Genomic DNA, 18,467 nt, shown 5'->3' with positions numbered 1-18,467 from the left:
AGGAAGAGAGGGGAGAGGGGGAGGGCCCGAAAGCCCTCCCCCTCTCCCCTCTCTTCTTACTGCGGGGCTCAGTTGCTCCTGCGTACCCCGGGGGACACCGCGAGCCGTGCGATGCCCCAGAAGACCGCCAGGGTCACCAGGGCCATGCCGGCGACCAGGGTGGCGCCGCCGACGACCTTCTCGTAGTTCTTCTGGTAGAGGCCGTCGATGATGTAGCGGCCGAGGCCGCCGAGACCGACGTACGCCGCGATGGTGGCGGTCGAGACGATCTGGATGGCCGCCGAGCGGATACCGCTGAGGATCAGGGGCAGGGCTCCGGGAAGTTCCACCTGGAAGAGGATCCGTGACTCGTGCATGCCCATGCCCCGTGCGGCGTCCACCGGTGAGGGGTCCACGGAACGGACCGCCTCGTAGGTGGTGACCAGGATCGGCGGAATGGCGAGGACGACCAGCGGGATCATCACGGGCCCCAGTCCGAACCCGAGCCAGGTGACCATCAGCACCAGCAGGCCGAAGGTGGGCAGTGAGCGGCTGCCGGTGGCGGCCAGCGCGATGGCGTTGCCGCCGCGCCCGTAGTGGCCGGTGACCAGGCCGATCGGCAGCCCGATGGCGGCGGCGATCGCGAGTGCCTGGAGCGAGTACCGGATGTGTTCCAGGAGACGGGTGGGGATCCCGTCGTAGCCGTGCCAGTGGGAGCTGTCGCTGAAGAACGCGTTGATGTAGCTCAGTACGTTCATCGCGCGGCCTCTTCCAGGGCGGGCACGGCCGCGTCGGGCTGGACCGCCGTCGCCTTCCGGCTGTCGCGGCGGGTACCGCTCGGCATCCAGGGGGTGAGCAGGATGCGGACGACGACCAGGACGGCGTCGGCCAGGACCGCCAGGACCGCCGTCGTGACCACCGAGTTCACGGCGTAGATGGGCTGGTGGTAGATGTTCGCGTCGTTGAGCAGGTTGCCGAGTGCGCCCTGGTTGCCGATGAGCATGCCGACGCTGACCAGGCTGATGCTGGAGACGGTCGCCACCCGAAGTCCGGCGATGATCGCGGGCACCGCGATCGGCAACTGCACCTGGACGTACCGGCGTATGGGCCCGAAGCCCATGGCGGCCGCCGCGTCCAGGGTTTCCTGCGGCACCGAGCGGACCCCGTCGACGATCGCCGGGACGAGGACGACGAGGCTGTACACGGCGAGCGGGATCATCACCGTGGTCTCGCTCAGGCCGGTGTAGTCGATGAGGACCACGAAGAAGGCGAGCGACGGGATGGCGTACAGCACGGTCGTCACCCACAGCACCGGCGGGTACAACCAGCGGAAGCGCGCGCAGAGTTGGGCGAGGGGCAGCGAGACGACCAGACCCGCCAGGACCGGGATCAGCGCCTCCCTCAGGTGCAGGCCGATCAGGCCGAAGTAGGTGTTCTGGAGGTCGCTGGGTATGTGGAAGAAGTCGTTCATCCGGCGACCTTCGTGCCCGGCTGGGTCGCCGCGTGCGCGCTGCGGATCGCCTCGCCCACTGCGGTCTGCGATACGACGCCTACCACGCGCCCGGTGCCGTCCACGCCGACCGCCCAGCCGGTGGGCGACAGCACCGCGCCGTCGAGCGCGGCCCGCAGCGAGTCCGTGCCGGCCGCGAACGGGCGTCCGTACGGGAGGAGTTGGGCGGTGTCGACGGCTCCGGCGGTCAGCGCGCCCGGCTCGCTCCAGCCCAGCGGCTTGCCGTCCAGGTCGGTGACGAGGAGGTACGGCACGCCGGGCGTGGTGCGTTCGGCGATCTGCTCGGCGGTGGAGTCGACGGCGACGATCGGGGAGGTCTTGAGGTCGAGTCCCGCGGAGGAGAAGAAGGACAGCCGGCGGATGCCCCGGTCGGCGCCGAGGAAGTCCTCGACGAAGTCGTCGGCCGGGTCGGACAACAGCTCGGCGGGCGGGGCGAATTGGGCGAGCTTGCCGCCGGTGCGGAGCACCGCGACCATGGTGCCGAGCTTGATGGCCTCGTCGATGTCGTGGGTGACGAAGACGATGGTCTTACCCAACTCGCCCTGGAGCCTGAGGAGTTCGTCCTGGAGTCCCTTGCGGACCACGGGGTCGACGGCGGAGAAGGGCTCGTCCATGAGGAGGACGGGCGGGTCGGCGGCGAGGGCGCGGGCGACGCCGACGCGCTGCTGCTGGCCGCCGGAGAGCTGGTACGGGTACCGCTTGGCGAGGGCGGCGTCGAGGCCCACCCGCTCCATGAGTTCGGTGGCCCGCGCCCTGGCCTTCTCCTTGCCCCAGCCGAGCATGCGGGGCACGGTCGCGATGTTGTCGACGATCGTGCGGTGCTGGAAGAGTCCGGCGTTCTGGATGACGTAACCCATCGACCGGCGCAGCGTGTTGACCGGCTGCTTGGTGATGTCCGCGCCGTCCAGGGAGATCGTGCCCTCGCTGAGGTCGATCATCCGGTTGATCATGCGCAGGGTGGTCGTCTTGCCACAGCCTGAGGGGCCGACGAGGACGGTGATCGATCGGTCCGGTATGTCCAGAGACAGTCGGTCGACCGCCACCGTGCCGTCCGGGTACCGCTTGGTGACTGAATCTATCCGTATCAAAACGCCGAATACCCTTCGGGTTTGGCAGAAACTGCCCGTTCTCGGCCACGGTCGCAGGCCACTGGGGGGAGAGTCTAGACCGCCATTGTTGCGAGAACTTGGCGGGTTGCGCCTCGGCGGGGCAGGTCGGCGGCGGCTGGAAAGCGCTGTTGACCGGGCGGTGGCCGCGTACTGTCATGGACAGAGACCGACCGTCTCCGATCCGTCTTCGGTCTGCCTTCGAGCACCTTCGACCGCATACGCACGCATCCGACCGTCCGATGACGAGGAGCGCGACGTGACGAACGGCGGTACGTACCCCTCCGACGCCGCCGTGCTTGCCCGGGGACGGCGGCTGCTGGCTCTCGCCGGGGACGCGCGGGTCCGCGACTCGGCCGAGGAGGCGCGGACGTTGGCCCTGCGGGCGGCGGCCGATCTGGAGCGGGGCGTGCGGCTCACCGGCGGCACGGGCGCGCCCTCGGCCGTACGCTGCCGGGCTCTGCTGGACCTCGCCGAGGCGCGGGCCGTGGCGGCGGCCGACAGCGGGGCGACCGGGGTGCTGGAAGCGCTGCACGAGGCGGTGGAGGACGTCCGGGACGTGAGCCCGGACCTACGGGCGCTGGCCCTGCGCCGACTGGCCGAGGCGCACAGCGCCCGCTACCGCCACACCGCCGACCCCGCCCAACTCGACGCCGCCGACCGGGTGTTCGCCCAGGCGCGGGATCTGGTGCAGCGCGACGACCCGGTCCGGGCGGAGCTGCTGGCGGGGCGCGGCGAGGTGCTGCTCGCCCGGGTCGAGAGCGGCGGCGGACTGGCGGTGGCCGCCGAGGCGGTACGGGAGCTGCGCGCGGCACTGACCCTGACCCCGGATGGCGAACCCCGACTGGCCGAACGGCAGTTGCTGTTCGGCCGGGCGTTGCGCCGGCACCACGCGGCGGGCGGGGCGGCGACCGATCTGCACGAGGCCGAGTGGATCCTGGCCCGCGCGGCCCGCGGCGCGCAAGCGGACCGTACGGCCGCGCAGGCCTGGCTGGAACGCGGCGAGGTGCTGCTGACGCTGGCCGGGACGACCGGGGAAACCGGGGCGACCAGGGCACCGGAGTGGCTGGACCTGGCGGCCGAGTCGTACCACCACGGCGCCCGCAGCGCGCTCCGGGCCGCCGAGCCACTGCTCGCCGCACAGGCACACCACCAGCGTGGCGCGGTACTGGAACGGACGGCCGGCCCGGCCCGGGCACTGAAGTCGTACCAGGCCGCCTGGGAGCTGTGGCAGCGCGCCGGGGCGGCACAAGGACCTCAGGCACAGTCCACGTTCGAGCGCATGACCGCGCTCGGCGCGACGACGTAGACGAAGAGGAGTGCGGGGTGGCGGACTTGGCGCGTTGTGATCTGGAGGGGTGCGGGGTGGCGGACTGCGGGGTGGTGAGCCCGGCGCGCCACATCGTGGAGGAGCGCAGGACGGCAGACCCGGTGCGCACGGAATCCTGCGGGGTGGCAGGGCCGCGGCGCCACGGCGCAGAGGAGCACCGGATGGTGGATCCGGCCGAGCAACAGGCCGTGCAGTACGGGCCGGGTGGGTCCAACGGAGCCCCGGACGGCGATCTCGGGCCGCTGCCCGACTACACCGGCATCGATCTGACCGCCCTGCGGGCGCGCGTCGACCACCCCGTGCTCGGCGCGGCGCTGGTCACACTGCTCGCCCGGTCCTGCCATGCCGACGGGGGGCCCGTCGCGTATCACGAGGACTCCCCCGACACTCCCCCTGACGACGACCGCGGCCTGCTGCCCGACTACACCGGCATCGATCTGACCGCCCTGCGGGCGCGGGTCGACCACCCCGTGCTCGGCGCGGTGCTCGCCACACTGCTCGCCCGGTCCCGCCATGCCGACGGCGGCCTCGTCGCCTATCACGAGGACTCTCCGGGGGACGAACGGTAAGGGCGGCTCTGCGGCGGGCAGAACGGTAGGGGGGCGGCAGGGCGCCGGCCGACGGGAGGCGACGTTGTGCGCAGAGCACCGGACCACAGCTTACGGTCGGCCAGGCACCGGGAACTCGCGCCGTGGCCGCACGCCGAGCTCGACGTGGCGGCCCTCCGGCGCGCCGGCCAACGCCCCTTCCCTTTCCGGCAGTTCGTCCTCAAAGTGCACGGCCGCTGCAATCTCGACTGCACGTACTGCGTCATCTACCAAGGCCAGGACGCCAGTTGGCGCGGCCGCCCGGCCCGGGTGGGCCCGGAGGTGATGCGGCAGACCGCCCAGCGGATCGCCGAACACGCCGCCGTCCATCGGCTGCCCGAGGTGCGCATCGATCTGCACGGTGGAGAACCCCTGCTGTCCGGGCCCGAGTTGGCGCTCGACTACACGGCCGCCGTACGCGCCGCGCTGCCGCCCCGCACCGCCCTGCGGGCCACCGTGCAGACGAACGGCACCCTCGTCACCGAGCGCACCCTGGACCGGCTCGCCGACGCGAACATCCGGGTCGGCCTGAGCCTGGACGGCGGCACCGCCGCACTGAACCGGCGCCGGGTGGACCACGCGGGTCGGTCCTCCTGGCCGGCGGCGGCACGGGCGGCACAACTGCTCGCGGACCGCCCGGAGTTATATGCCGGGATCCTGTGCGCCATCGACCTCGGCAGTGATCCCAAGGACGTGTACTCCTCGCTCGCCCAACTGCGCCCACCGCGCCTGGACCTGTTGCTGCCGCACGCCAACTGGTCCAGCCCGCCCCCGGGCCTGGCGGTCCGCTCGCCCCACGACGCACGCGCCCAGCGGGCCGTACCCACGCCGTACGGCGACTGGCTGGCCACCGCCTTCGACCTGTGGTGGGACGGCCCGCCGGACGGAACGCAGCCCCGGGTGCGCCTGTTCACCGAGATCGTCGCCCTGCTGCTCGGCGTCCCCAGCGCCACCGAGTCCGTCGGACTCTCACCGACCTGCGCGGTGGTCGTGCACACCGACGGCTCCGTCGAACAGATCGACTCGCTCAACCTCGCCTACGACCGGGCCACCGCCACCGGGTTCGACGTCTTCGGGCACACCTTCGACGAGGCGCTCGACCATCCCGGGATCGTGGCCCGTCAACTCGGTGTGGCGGGACTCGCGGACGAGTGCCGGGCCTGTCCGGTCGGGCGGGTGTGCGGCGGCGGCAACTACGCGCACCGATATGTCGCGCAATCCGGCTTTATGCACCCATCGGTCTACTGCGCCGATCTGGAGCGATTGGTGCGACACGTATCCCGACGACTGAGCGCAGAAATGCCCTAAATGCCCGAATAGCGACTATGGGTCGACTATCGTGCACGCGAACCACGACAAAACTTGCCAATCAGTCCATTTGGGTGTAGGGGGAGACGGTCGAATGGCCGACAAGTCCAAAGGCGCCGAGTCCCACGAGCACTTCACCATCAGCTACGCGGGGTTCAACCGGCCGTGGGCCACCTGGATCGCCCACCAGTTGGAGCAGTTGGGGCACGAGACGACCCTGCTGCGCTGGGACCCGCCGAATCAGACGTCCCTCGCCGACGCACTGCGCAATCTGCTCCAGGCGCCGGGCCGGGTCCTGCTGGTCCTCGACAACTGGTACTTCGAGCTGGGCCCGCGCACCGACGCCGAGTGGACGCAGGCGCTGCACGAGGTGGTACCGCCGCACATCGCCCGGTTCTCCGCCGTCAGCGTGGCCACCCGGGCGCTGCCCACCACGGCCGCCCCGCTGCGCCCGGTCGACCTGCGCGACCTGGACTCGCGCGAGGCCCGTCGCCGTATCCTGCGCCGCCTGGACCTGGACGCGACCACCGCGCCGGGGCCGGTGAGCGGCAGCGCGCCGCGCTTCCCGAACGACCCGCCCGCCGTGTGGAACGTGCCGCGCCGAAATGTTCGTTTCACCGGACGCGACGCCATCCTGGAGAAGTTGCACACCCGCTTCGAGGAGGGCGGACGCGGCGGCGCCCGGGTCGCCCTGCGTGGTATTTCGGGCGTCGGCAAGAGCCAGATCGCCATCGAGTACGCACACCGGTTCGGCAACGACTACGACATCGTGTGGTGGGTGGGAGCGCGGTTCCGGGCGCCGGCCCGTGAGCAGTTCGCGCAGTTGGCGCCACTGCTCGAACTGCCGGTCGGGCAGGAGCTGGGCGAGCGGATCCGGGCCGTCCACGAGGCGCTGCGCACCGGGCAGCCGTACCGTCGCTGGTTGCTCGTCCTGGACAGCGCGGACGACATGGAACAGATCGAGGACCTGCTCCCGGAGGGCAACGGCCATGTCCTGATCACCACACTCACGCAGGACTGGGCCTCCTCGGGCAGTGTCACCGAAATCGAGGTGGAACCCTTCCAGCGTCCCGAGAGCGTGGCCTATGCACGCCGCCGCGCCCAGCGGCTCACCGAGGCCGAGGCCGACGATCTCGCCGACGCCGTGCAGGACCTGCCACTGCTGCTGGCCCAGACGGCGGCCTGGCTGGACGCCAACGTCATGCCGGCCAAGGACTATGTGGCGATGATCCGGCGCGGCGAGGCCAGCCAGATCGGTATCCGGATCTCCTCCGACTACCCGATGGGCTTCCAGACCAGTTGGTCGATAACTCTGAACACGCTGCAGGAGAACAACCCCGAAGCGGTGGAGCTGCTGCACCTGTTCGCGCTGTTCTCGCCGGACGAGATCCCGGTCCGGCTGATGCAGGCCGCCCACCCGTCCGCCCTGCCGGCCCATCTGGCCGCGCTCGCCGTCGACCCGATCCGCTGGCACACGGCGCTGCGCAGGCTCTCCGAGTCCACCGCGGTGCGCCTGGACTACGTCGAGTCCTCGGAGGCCGAGCCCGCCGTGGACCGCGTGTCCATGCACCGGCTCTACCACAGCTTCCTGCTCAGCACCCTCACCGAGGACCGCCGCGAGGCCCTGTCCACCATCGCCTGCACGCTGCTCGCGGGCGCCGACCCGCGCCGGCCCACCGACACCCGTGAGTGGAGCCGGTACGCGGAGCTGATCCCGCACCTGGATCCCGCCGGCGCCCTGGACAGCCGCGAGCCGGTGGTCCGTCAACTCGTCCTGAACTGCATCGACTACATGCGGGTACGGGGCGAGAACCGGACCGCGCTGTGGCTGTGCGAGCAGACCGTCGCCCGCTGGCGCACCCGGCTGCAGCCCGACGAGCGGGACATGCTGGTACTGACCCACGACCACGCGAACATGCTGCGCCGCAGCGGTCGTTACCAGGAGGCGGAGGCCGTCGGCCGGGCCGTCCTCGACCAGCTCACGGAGACCCGCTCCGACGACGACCCCGATGTGCTGCGCGCGAAGAACGGCCTGGCCGGCACGCTGGTGTCGCTGGGCCGCTACGACGAAGCCCACCACATGTTCGAGGAGTGCGTCCGCGCGTACTCCGACACACTGGAACCCGAGGCCCCACGCACGCTCCAGGACCGCAGCAACCTGGCCGTCGTCACCAGCCTGCTGGGCCGCTACGAGGAGTCACTGGTCCTGCACCGCGACATCCTGCTGATCCGGGAGCGGCTGCTGACCCCGCGCCACCATCTCACCCTGCGCTCCGGCATGTTCTACGCCTGGATGCTCAGGCTGCTGGGCCGCTACGACGAGGCCACCTCACGCCAGGAGCTCAACGTCCGGGCGCACCGGCAGGTGATGGACCGGTTCACTCCGCAGACCCTGTTCGCCGAGCACAATCTGGCGCTGTGCATGCGGCGTACCGGTGATCTGCTGGGCGCCGAGTCGCTGATGCGCAGTGTGGTGGAGCGGTTCGTGCAACGGCAGGGACCGCGCCATCCCGACGCGCTCCTGGTGCAGGCCGACTTCGCGACCTTCAACCGCGAGCACGGCAATCTGGAGCAGGCGCGGGAGCTGGCGACCACCGTGGCCGCGGACTACGCCCACCTGGTCGGCCCCGAACACCCCTACGCGGTGGGCACGTTGGGCAATGTCGGACTCGCGTTGTGGGAGTACGGGGAGCGTGACGAGGCGCTCCGGATCGCCGAGGGGGCGCTCACGGGCATGAGGGCGGCGGTCGGCACCACCCATCCGTGGGCGCTCGGGGCGGCGCTCAACGCGAGCGGTGCGCGGAACATGGCCGGTGACGAGGAGGGCGCGGCCGAACTCAGCCGCGCCGTCCTGGAGTCGGCGCGCGCCACCCTGGGCGAGACCCATCCACTGACCCTGTCCTGCAAGGCGGCCCTCGCCGGTGACCAGCGCGCGCTGCGCCGGAGCCAGGAGGCCACCAAACTGGAGAACGAGGCACTCCAGCAGCTCTCCGACACGCTCGGGCCGCAGCATCCGCACACCCTGTCGATCCGCCGCAGGGAGCGGCCCTACTGGGATTTCGAACCGCTTCCGACCTAGCCCCCGCGGCGCGCTCTCGATTTGAGCAGTCAGCCTTCGATAGGGCACCATGGCCGGAATCGTAGCCCGGTTAGCCCACGGGAGACTCAGGGCTTCCTGTGAGAGGTATAACGTGCGGCGAACACATGGGGACGGTCCCCCCAGCACGGTAGCGCGGTGGTCGGGCGGAGCGTTGCCCGACTTCGCGGATCTGGATCTGAAGGTCCTGTCCCGTCAGTCGTCGCATCCGGTGCTCGGCGCGGTGGCCACCAGCCTGTTGCCCCGGATGCTGCGCGGCGAGTCCGCGATGGCCTTCTACGAGGACGGCCCCTACCAACTGTGACCGCCCTGTGGCCCCTTGAGGAACTCGACGTCCCCGCCTTACGGCGGTCCGGGTTACAGGCCGTGCCCTTCCGGCAGTTCGTCCTGAAGGCGAACGGCCGTTGCAATCTCGCGTGCAGCTACTGCTATGTCTACGAAGGCGCCGACAGCAGTTGGCGGGAGCGGCCCAACCGGGTCTCCCCCGACGTCGTCCGGCGCACCGCGACCCGGATCGCCGAGCACGCCGCCAAGCATCGGCTGACCTCCCTGCAGATCAATCTGCACGGCGGCGAACCGTTGTTGGCCGGGGTGTCGAACCTCGTCGCCCAGGTCGGCGCGGTGCGCGAGGCGGTCCACGCCCTCTGTGGCCGACGCTGCGCCGTCGAGGCCTCCGTGCAGACCAACGGCACCCTGCTCACCGAACACGCCGTGGCCCAACTCGCCGACGCGGGCGTACGGATCGGAGTGAGCCTGGACGGCGGCACCCCCTGGCTGAACCGCCGTCGGCTCGACCACGCGGGCCGATCCTCGTGGGCGGCGACCGAGGCCGGACTGCGGATACTGCGCGGCCGTCCGGAGGCGTACGCCGGGATCCTCAGCGTGATCGACCCGGACTCCGATCCCACCGAGGTGTACACCTCGTTGAGCGCGTTCGAGCCGCCCACCATGGACCTGCTGCTGCCGCACGCCAACTGGGCCTTCCCGCCCACCGCCGAGGGCCGACACCCCTACGGCGACTGGCTGGTCCGTCTCTTCGACCTGTGGTTCGACGCGGGTGAACGGGCCGTGCCGATCCGGCTGTTCCACGAGATCATCGCCCTGCTGTTCGGCGTGCCCGGCCGCGCCGAGGCGGTGGGCAACTCGCCGATGGTCGCCGTCGTCGTCGACACCGACGGCACCATCGAGCAGGTCGACTCGCTCAAGACGGCCTACGCCGGCGCGCCCGCGACGGGCTGCAACGTCTTCGACCACACCTTCGACGACGTCCTGGACCATCCGGGCGTGGTGGCACGGCAGTTGGGCACAGAGGCGCTCTCCCCCACCTGTCTCGCCTGTCCGCTCGCGGAGGTGTGCGGAGGCGGCAACTACGCACACCGCTACAGCCCGGTCGCGGGGTTCCGGAATCCGTCCGTCTACTGCGACGACCTGGGCTTCCTCATCCTGCACATCGCCCGCCGGGTGCGCACTGTCGCCGACTCCGCCTTCGCCCCGTGATCGATCAACGCCCTTTGGCTGCAAGGCTGTTGATGGCGCGCCAGAATTGGGGAAGGTAAGGGGAGGATTCCGGCTCTCCAACGGGGGAAGTGCTGCATGGCGATCGTGACAAGGGTGTCCACGCACGGCCAGGACCAACAGATGCCGATCTACGTCGAGGTCGACACCGCGCCGGTGCCCGGCGGTCTCGCGGACATGTACGACGGCATCGACACCCGGGAGAGCGCCGCGGACCGGGTGCTGGCGGTGGCCCGGGACGTCTACGGCGACGGTCTGGAACTGGCCCGGCGCTGCGCCCGGCAGGCGGCGGGCCGGCTGCACGACCTCGGTGAGGGGCTGACGCCCGACGAGGTGGAACTGCAACTGTCCATCAAGCTCGACGCCGAACTCGGGGCGTTCCTGGTGAAGTCGGGGGCGGAGGCCCAGCTCCAGGTGACCTTCCGCTGGACACCGGGCAGTGCGTCGTGACCGGTGCGCTCGGCGGCTCGGACGTGCACATCCTGCCGTACAGCCATGTGGTCGGGCAGCACGAGCTGAAGCTCGCGCTGGAGCTCAACTACATCGCGCCGCGGATCGGCGGTGTCCTCATCAGCGGGCAGCGGGGCACCGCGAAGTCCACCGTGGTGCGGGCCTTCTCGCTGCTGACCGGGGGCGAGCTGCCGGTCACCCTGCCGATCAACGCCACCGACGACCGGGTGCTGGGCGGCTGGGAGTTGGACGCGCTGATGCGGGGCGAGGCGCGGACCCAGCCGGGGCTGCTGGAGGAGGCCGGCGAGAAGGGGATGCTGTACATCGACGAGGTCAACCTGCTGGACGACCACATCGTCAACATCATCCTGGACGTCGTCTCCACCGGAGTGCTGTCCGTGCAGCGCGAGGCCATCGACACGGTACGGAACATCGGCTTCGGTCTGGTCGGCACGATGAACCCCGAAGAGGGCGGTCTGCGGCCGCAGTTGCTCGACCGGTTCGGTCTGATGGTCGCCGTGTCCGAGCTGGACCAGGAACAGCGCCGGGCGATGGTGCTGGCCGTGCTCCGCTTCGACGACGCGGCCGGTACGAAGTCCCCCTGGCTCGCCGAGGGCCTCGACCGGGACCGGGTCCTGCGCGAGCGGCTGGACCGGGCCAGGGACGGCGTCCAGAACGTGGAGTTGAGCGAGGACATGGCGAAGCTGTGCGCCGATGTCGCCACCCGGCTGCGGGCGGTGGGCCATCGCGGTGAGGTGGTCACCGCCTGGGCCGCCCGCGCGCTGGCCGCGTTCGAGGAGGCGGACGCCGTGACCGCCGACCATGTGCGGCGGGTGGTCCCGCTGTCCCTGCGGCACCGGCGGCCGGAGGCGGCGCACGGCGGGCCGGTCGAGTGGACGGCGGAGGAGTCGGAGCTGCTCGACGGGCTGCTGGGATGAGCGCGCCCGCCGACGGCCGCCAAGTCGGCCCCCGGCAGCGCCTGTTACAGGTCCTGGCCTGCTCCGCGCTGGGCCCCGGTCTCGACGGGGTGCTGCTGTTCGACCTGGAGCCGGAGCTGGTGGCCCCGGTGACGGACGCGTTCGCCGCCCTCCTCCAGCTCCGCGAGCAGCGTCCCGTACGGCGGACGACGCTCGGCTCGGTCACCGGTGACGACGAACTGTGGCTGCGGCCGACGCTGCGCCACGACGGGAACGGCGTCAACTTCTCCCTCGCACCCGGCCCGTTGGTGGACAACGCGCCCGACTCGGCGCTGATCGTCGTGGTGCCCGATCTGGTCCGCCTGAGCCTGCCGGGCATGCGGGCGGCCGTACAACTGCTGGGCGCGGACGTGGCCGCGGTCGAGCGGTCCGGTTTCCGGGCCCGCTGGCGGCCCCGGGCCCGCTGGCTGGCCGCGTGCCGGGAGGCGGAGATCGGCCGCCTGTCACCGCATCTGCTGGACCGCTTCCCGATCCGGCTCAACGCGGCCGGGCTGCGGCGGATCGGCAGCGGTCCCGACCGGGTGCTCGACGCGCTCGCGGGACGTGAACCCGAGCCGGGGCTGGGCGAGTTGCCGCCGTCCTGGCGCAGCGCGCTCGCGGCCCGGACCCGTACGGCGTGCGCGCTGACCGAGGAGGCCGCGGCGCATGCCGTGGGGCTGTTCCGCGGGGACACCAGTGGCCGGCGGGCGATCGGGCTGGCGCGGCTGGCCCGGGCGCTGGCCGTGGTGAACGGCGCCGAGACCTGTGGCCCCGACCGCGTCGACGAGGCCGCCCGGCTGCTGGGGGTGGCCGCGCCCCCGGCGTCCCCGGTGGGCAACGGCCGCTCCGCCAACGGCACTTCTCTCCCCACCGGGAACGGCACCGACGGCCGGCCGCCACCGCCCGAGCAGCCGAAGGCGGATCCGGTGCCCGAGGACACCGGCGCGGCGGGTCAGGCGGGTGGTGCGACGGCGGTACCGGCGGGGCCCGCCGAGGCCCTGGACACCTTCACGGCCGACACGGGCGAGGGACCGGGTTCGCCGTTCCCGGAGGACGACGCGCGGTTCCTGCGGGAGTTCGCGCCGTTGCGGATTCCCTGGCAGCGGCGTCCGGAGCCGAGTTCCGCGCGGGGGCCGGTGATAGGGGTCCGGTCCGCGACGACCCTGCGGGACCTGGCCGTCGTAGCCACCGTCGTGGAGGCCGCCAAGCACCAGAACCTGCCCGGCCGGCGTGCGCTCCGCGCGAGTGGGGACGGCCAACTGGTGGTGCTGCCGGGCGACTTCCGCAGTTACGCGCGGCTGCCGGTGGCCGAGCGCATGCTGGTGCTGCTGCTCGACCACACCTGCCGGCGCGGCTGGGACTGGCAGCCGGCGCTCGCCCCCTATCTGCAGTGGGCCTACACGGGACGTGCCTCGGTCTGTCTGGTCGAGGTCGGCAGCCGGGACGCGGCCCACGAGCTGCGGGCCGACCACTTCATCGCCCGCAGCGTCCTCGACCCGCGCGTCGGCGGCGCCCTGCACCGCAGGCCCGGCCGCAGCAGCCCCCTCGCCCACGGCCTGACACTGACCGACCAACTGCTGCGCCGCGCCTTCCAGCAGCGGTCCAACCTGGTCGAGGCGTGGCTCGTGGTGGTGTCCGACGGGCGCGGGAACGTGCCGCTGGACGCCAGCGCGGGCGGCCGTCTGCTGGGTCCGGTACGCCGCACGGGCATCGACGACGCGATCTCCGCCGCCGGCCGCATCGGCGCGATGGGCCGTATGCGCCTGCACTCGGTGGTCGTCGACGCGGCCCGCCAGCCTCACCCCGACCTCCCGTTCCTCCTGGCCGACGCACTGGGCGGCGTGACCGTGGCGGGCCGCACCACCCGGGGGGTGCCCCATGCCCACTGAACACCCCGGCCCCCGCCCCCTCGGCGGAGCCGTCCCGCTCGGTCCCGGTACGCCTGCCCGCAGGCCGGAGCCCGAGGCGCTCGTCGCGCCGCGTACCGCGGGGGTGCCCGAGAACGTGGTCGAGCCGTACGAACCCGTACCGCTCGCGGCCACGGCGGTCGATCCGAATGCCCGGCTTCCGGTCGGGTTCGCCAAGTTGGCCGTGAACCGGGCCTACGACGAGGGCGGGCAGCCGGCGTTCTGGCTGACCGGGCAGAGCGGTGATCCGGAGCTGTCGTTCGACTCGGAGGACACCCGGCTGCGGCCGAGCGATCTCGCGCTCAGCAATCTGCGTCCCGACGGCTTCCCGCCCACCGAGATCTTCCGGGCGGTCGCCGCGTGGTCGGGCCACCAGGAGGACGTGGTGCGCTGGATCAACGGACTGCGGGCCCGCTTCGGCGCCGACCTGCATCTGGTGATCTGGGACGACACCGACTACGACATCCCGTGGGAGATGCTGCGCCTCACCGGCGGCCGGGCCCACGGCGTCGACGACGGAATCCTGGGCGCGCTGGTGACCGTGGTGCGCTGGACCACCATCCGTGAGGCCGGCAGCACCCCGTTCAACGAACCGGCGGACTGCACGGGCCATGTGGTGGGCTACTACGCGGAGGAGATGCGCCGCGACGCCACGGTGTTCGAGAACTTCGAGCACATCGGCCACTTCGGCACCACTCGCACCTTCCTCGGCGAACTCACCCGCCCGGGCCTGGGCGCCGGCCTCGTCTACATGGGCTGCCACGCCACACACGGCCCGAACCTGTTCAAGCTCAAGCTGGGCTCGGTCACCTGGCACGAACTCAACGACCTGGACATGTCCGCGCTGGACGGCCGCCGCACCCTGGTGTGCCTGAACGCCTGCCACTCCGCGCAGTTCGTGAACAACCGGCCGCTCGGCGAGAACGCCCTGCGCGGCTTCGCCGAACTGTTCCTCCGCAAGGGGGCCGGCGGCTGCATCGCCACCTCGGGCAAGGTCGGCGACGACGTGGCGCACACCCTGATCCGCGATCTGATCGGACGGCTGTGCGCCGACCCCGAGCTACCGGTGGCCCGCGCCCTCCGCGACTTCCGGGCCGCCGCCGTCGCCCGGCTGCCCGACCCGCTGCCGTTCGTCTACGGCGACGACGACCAGATCGACATCGAGGGCCAGCGCCGGATTCTGCCGATCCTCTACAGCTTCATGTTCCTCTACTTCGGACACCCCTTGACCACGCTCCGGCTCAGCGTCCGGGCGCAGGAGGCGAGGACATGAGCGGCGATCTCGCTGCGTTGATGATCGAGCCCCTCGTGGGCTGGCCGCGCAAGGCCCAGGCAGGACAGAGCTATCTCGTCACCGTCGACCTCAACGGCCCGGCGGCGCCCGAGGACTGGCCCTACGACGAGGAGGAGTTCGACTTCGGCGTGGCCCTGGACGGCGCCCGCCGGTTCGTGTGCGAGGCCCTGAACGAACCCAGTGTCGTCCTGCACCGCTTCGGCGGCACCTACGGCCCGGCCCGCTTCGTGATCAAGGCGAGCCGGGCGCCCGGCCAGGCCACGATCTGGCTGACCATCAGCAACCGCTGGGGGGTCCCGGTGCGTACCGTCGAGTTGCCCAGCGAGATCGTCGCGGACGCCGTCACAGGACACGGCCATGTCGTCGTGCCCGCGCTGAACGGCAGGACCGCCACGCTGCCGGCCGAGCACACCGTCCCCGGGCAGCGCGCCGGACGGCGTCCGGTGTCCGGTGTCTGGTCACCGCGCCACATCACGATCAGTTACGCCGGCGCCGACCGCGCCTGGGCCGTGTGGACGGCGCGCCAGTTGGAGCGGCACGGCTGCCAGACGCTCCTGCTGCGCTGGGACCCGGCGCCCGGGCTGCCGCTGGCCCAGCTGCTGGCCGATCTCCTCGCCGCCCCCGGCCGGGTGCTGCTGCTGCTCGACGAGGAGTATCTGCGGCTCGGCCACCGCACCGAGCTCGAATGGGGCGAGGCGCTGGACACGGTGGTCGCCGCCGATCCCGACCGGTTCGCCGCCGTCGACCTCTCCGCGCGCACCCTGCCCGCCGCGACTGCCGTACTGGGCCCGGTCGGTCTGCGGGAACTGGACCCGGCCGAGGCGCTGCGCCGGCTCCTGACCGCCCTCGACCTCCAGGACGCCCGGCCGGAACCCGAGGACGAGTCCGTCGCCCCCCGCTTCCCGGACGCGCCGCCCGCGGTGTGGAACGTTCCACGCCGCAACTTCCGCTTCACGGGCCGCGACACGGTCCTGGAGGAGCTGCGCGCCCTGTTCGAGAACGGTCCGCCCACGGGCGCCCGGGTCGCCCTGCGCGGCATCTCGGGCGTCGGCAAGAGCCAGATCGCCATCGAGTACGCGCACCGGTTCGCCAACGAGTACGACGTCGTCTGGTGGATCAGCGCGAGTTTCCGGGCCACGGCCCGCCAGCAGTTCGCCGACCTCGCCGAACCGCTGGGCCTCGCGGACAGCAGCGCGCTGCCCGAGCGGGTCCGCGCGGTCCGCGAAGCCCTGCACACCGGCCGTCCGCACCGGCGCTGGCTCCTGATCCTCGACCGCGCCGACGACCTGGAGCAGATCTACGACCTCCTCCCCGAGGCCGGCGGCCATGTCGCGGTGACGACCCTCACGCAGGGCTGGTCCCCGGCCGGCGGGGTCGCGGAGATCCACGTGGAGCGCTTCACCCGGGCGGAGAGCATCAGTTACGCACGCCGGCACGTGGAGCGGCTCACCGAGGAGGAGGCCGGCCAACTCGCCGACGCCGTCGAGGACTTCCCGCTGCTGCTGGCCCAGACGACGGCGTGGCTGGACGCCAACCGGATGTCGGCGGCCGAGTACATCGGGCTGCTGCGCCGGGGCGACGCCGACGAGATCGGCATCCAGACCCTGCCGGACTACCCGATCGGCTTCCAGACCAGTTGGGCCCTCACCCTCGACTCCCTGGAGCAGGACAGCCCCGAGGCGACCGAACTGCTGCGCCTGTTCGCGATGTTCGCGCCCGGCTCGATCCCGGTACGCCAGCTCCAGCGAGCGCGGCCCGGCGATCTCCCCCCGCTGCTGGCCGAGTTGGCCGCCGACCCGGCCCGCTGGCTGGCCGCGCTGCGCCGCCTCTCCGAGTCGACCGCCGTACGGATGGACTACGTTCAGCCCTCGGACGGCGTCGGCTATGTGGACAGCGTGGAGATGTACCGCCTCTACCACCGCTTCCTGCGCCGCACCCTGACCCCCGGCGAGCGCGACGAACTCTCCGCGGTCGCCTGCCGGGTGCTGGTCTCGGCCGACCCCGCCTCACCGTCCGACGTGGCCAACTGGCCCGTGTACGCGGAGCTGTTGCCGCATCTGCTGCCGTCGGGCGCGCTGGAGAACTCCGAGGACGCGGTACGCGAGCTGGTGCTCAACTGCATCGAGTACCTGCGGCTGCGCGACGAGGAGAGCACCGGCCTCACCCTGTGCGAACAGGTGCTGGCCCGCTGGCGCATCAGGCTCGCGCCCACCCACCCGTCCATGCTCGTGCTGGTGCACCAGCACGCCAACATGCTGCGCCGCTGCGGCCGTTACCGCGAGGCCGAGGCCGTCGGCCGGTCCGTCGTCGAGCAACTCGCCGAGGAACGGCCCTCCGACGACCTCGAACTCCTGCGGGCCGAAGCGGGCCTAGGCGGCTCCCTGATGGCACTCGGCCTCTTCAAGGAGGCCCACCAGCTCTTCGAGGAGGTATGGCGGGCCTACGACACCCTCGACGGGCCGGAGACGCCCCGCACCCAGTCCTGCTTCAACAACCTCGGGGTCGCCCTCGGCCTCCTCGGCCGCTATCGGGAAGCGGTGGACGTGCACTTCCAACTGCTGAGCCTGCGGGCCCGGTTGCTCCCGCCGAACCATCCGCTGACCCTGCAGAGCGGCCTCACCCACGCCCGCTCGCTGCGCCTGCTCGGCCGCCATCAGGACGCCACCGCGCTCCAGGAGACCAACTCCCTGCTGCACCGCCAGACCATGGGCGACCACCATCCCCAGACGCTGGCCGCCCTGCACAACCAGGCTCTGTGCCTGCGCCGTTCGGGCGATGTGCCGGGCGCCGCCGATCTGCTGCGCAGCCTGGTCGAGCGGTGCCGGAACCTGCAGGGCGTCCGGCATCCGACGACCCTGATGGTCCAGGCCGACCACGCCTCCTTCCTGCGCGCGCACGGCGACCGCACCGAGTCCGCCGAGCTGACGGACGCGGTCGCCGACGACTACCGGCATCTGCTCGGCGACGACCACCCGTACACGGTGGGCGTGCTGGGCAACCGCGGCCTGCTGCTGTGGCTCGACGGCGACCGGGCCGCCGGGGCCCGGCTGATCGAGCAGGCGCTGCGGGGCATGAGGAACGCCGTGGGCGCCGACCACCCGTGGACGCTGGGCTGCGCCCTGAACGCGGCGGCGGTCCGCAGGCTGTCGGGGCGCCCCGCCGAGGCGGCCGAACTGCGCCGGGACATCCTGCTGCGGGCCCGTGCCGCCGTCGGCGCCGACCATCCGCTCGTACGGGCCTGCGAGGACGCGCTGTCGACCGGCGCGGAGGAGGCGCCGAGCTGGGACTTCGAGCCACAGCCGATCTGAAGCGGCCTGCCTGAACTCCCGTTCCGGCCCCCAGCATTGGCGCCCGACCTGAGTCCGCTGTGCGCAACCTGTGAGTCCGCTGATTCTCATCGGCCGCTCAGTGAAGGCTCAGCAACGCCA

At 71.8% G+C, this 18,467-nt stretch carries 14 protein-coding genes; 11 read left to right on the top strand and 3 right to left on the bottom strand.

Annotated features, from left to right (window positions below):
* Positions 1–68: 68 nt before the first annotated feature.
* The 3 genes from OG223_RS40215 to OG223_RS40205 are packed head-to-tail and all read right to left on the bottom strand — an operon-like array spanning position 69 to position 2,577.
* Positions 69–737, bottom strand: a complete 669-nt coding sequence (locus tag OG223_RS40215; protein ID WP_329259874.1) for an ABC transporter permease — start codon at positions 735–737, stop codon at positions 69–71.
* A complete protein-coding gene (locus OG223_RS40210; protein WP_329259872.1) occupies positions 734–1,450 on the bottom strand; it encodes an ABC transporter permease in 717 nt (238 codons plus the stop codon). The genes OG223_RS40215 and OG223_RS40210 overlap by 4 nt, the downstream gene beginning before the upstream one ends.
* Positions 1,447–2,577, bottom strand: coding sequence for an ABC transporter ATP-binding protein (locus OG223_RS40205; RefSeq protein ID WP_329259869.1), 1,131 nt, complete (start codon positions 2,575–2,577; stop codon positions 1,447–1,449). The genes OG223_RS40210 and OG223_RS40205 overlap by 4 nt, the downstream gene beginning before the upstream one ends.
* 277 nt (positions 2,578–2,854) lie before the next feature.
* Here OG223_RS40205 and OG223_RS40200 point away from each other — a divergent pair, with 277 nt between their 5' ends.
* The 11 genes from OG223_RS40200 to fxsT (OG223_RS40150) all read left to right on the top strand — a co-directional run bounded on the left by OG223_RS40200 (position 2,855) and on the right by fxsT (OG223_RS40150) (position 18,347).
* Positions 2,855–3,904, top strand: coding sequence for a hypothetical protein (locus tag OG223_RS40200; RefSeq protein ID WP_329259866.1), 1,050 nt, complete (start codon positions 2,855–2,857; stop codon positions 3,902–3,904).
* Positions 3,905–3,921: 17 nt separating this feature from the next.
* The gene (locus tag OG223_RS40195) at positions 3,922–4,494 is read left to right on the top strand and encodes a YxD-tail cyclophane-containing RiPP peptide (protein WP_329259863.1); all 573 of its coding nucleotides are present in this window, start codon (positions 3,922–3,924) and stop codon (positions 4,492–4,494) included.
* A gap of 144 nt (positions 4,495–4,638) precedes the next feature.
* Positions 4,639–5,820, top strand: coding sequence for an FxsB family cyclophane-forming radical SAM/SPASM peptide maturase (locus tag OG223_RS40190; protein WP_329259860.1), 1,182 nt, complete (start codon positions 4,639–4,641; stop codon positions 5,818–5,820).
* 94 nt (positions 5,821–5,914) lie between these two features.
* Positions 5,915–8,899, top strand: coding sequence for an FxSxx-COOH system tetratricopeptide repeat protein (fxsT, locus tag OG223_RS40185; protein WP_329259857.1), 2,985 nt, complete (start codon positions 5,915–5,917; stop codon positions 8,897–8,899).
* Positions 8,900–9,071: 172 nt separating this feature from the next.
* Positions 9,072–9,221, top strand: coding sequence for a YxD-tail cyclophane-containing RiPP peptide (locus OG223_RS40180; protein WP_329259854.1), 150 nt, complete (start codon positions 9,072–9,074; stop codon positions 9,219–9,221).
* Positions 9,222–9,226: 5 nt separating this feature from the next.
* Complete coding sequence (locus OG223_RS40175) at positions 9,227–10,414, top strand: FxsB family cyclophane-forming radical SAM/SPASM peptide maturase (protein ID WP_443073864.1); 1,188 nt, start codon at positions 9,227–9,229, stop codon at positions 10,412–10,414.
* Positions 10,415–10,510: 96 nt separating this feature from the next.
* On the top strand, positions 10,511–10,882 hold the full coding sequence (locus OG223_RS40170; RefSeq protein ID WP_329259848.1) for a CU044_2847 family protein: 372 nt from the start codon (positions 10,511–10,513) through the stop codon (positions 10,880–10,882).
* Positions 10,879–11,820, top strand: a complete 942-nt coding sequence (locus OG223_RS40165) for an AAA family ATPase (protein ID WP_329259845.1) — start codon at positions 10,879–10,881, stop codon at positions 11,818–11,820. The genes OG223_RS40170 and OG223_RS40165 overlap by 4 nt, the downstream gene beginning before the upstream one ends.
* Entirely contained in the window at positions 11,817–13,727 is a 1,911-nt protein-coding gene (locus OG223_RS40160) for a magnesium chelatase (RefSeq protein ID WP_329259842.1), read from the top strand. The genes OG223_RS40165 and OG223_RS40160 overlap by 4 nt, the downstream gene beginning before the upstream one ends.
* Positions 13,717–15,018 (top strand): CHAT domain-containing protein, encoded by a 1,302-nt coding sequence (locus OG223_RS40155; protein WP_329259839.1) that lies wholly within the window; start codon positions 13,717–13,719, stop codon positions 15,016–15,018. Before OG223_RS40160 ends, OG223_RS40155 begins: the two co-directional genes overlap by 11 nt.
* Entirely contained in the window at positions 15,015–18,347 is a 3,333-nt protein-coding gene (fxsT, locus tag OG223_RS40150; RefSeq protein ID WP_329259836.1) for an FxSxx-COOH system tetratricopeptide repeat protein, read from the top strand. The genes OG223_RS40155 and fxsT (OG223_RS40150) overlap by 4 nt, the downstream gene beginning before the upstream one ends.
* The last annotated feature ends 120 nt before the right edge of the window (positions 18,348–18,467 follow it).

The sequence above is a fragment of the Streptomyces sp. NBC_01478 genome (assembly GCF_036227225.1).
Lineage (GTDB): Bacteria > Actinomycetota > Actinomycetes > Streptomycetales > Streptomycetaceae > Streptomyces.
This window is presented reverse-complemented; position numbering and strand designations above follow the sequence as displayed.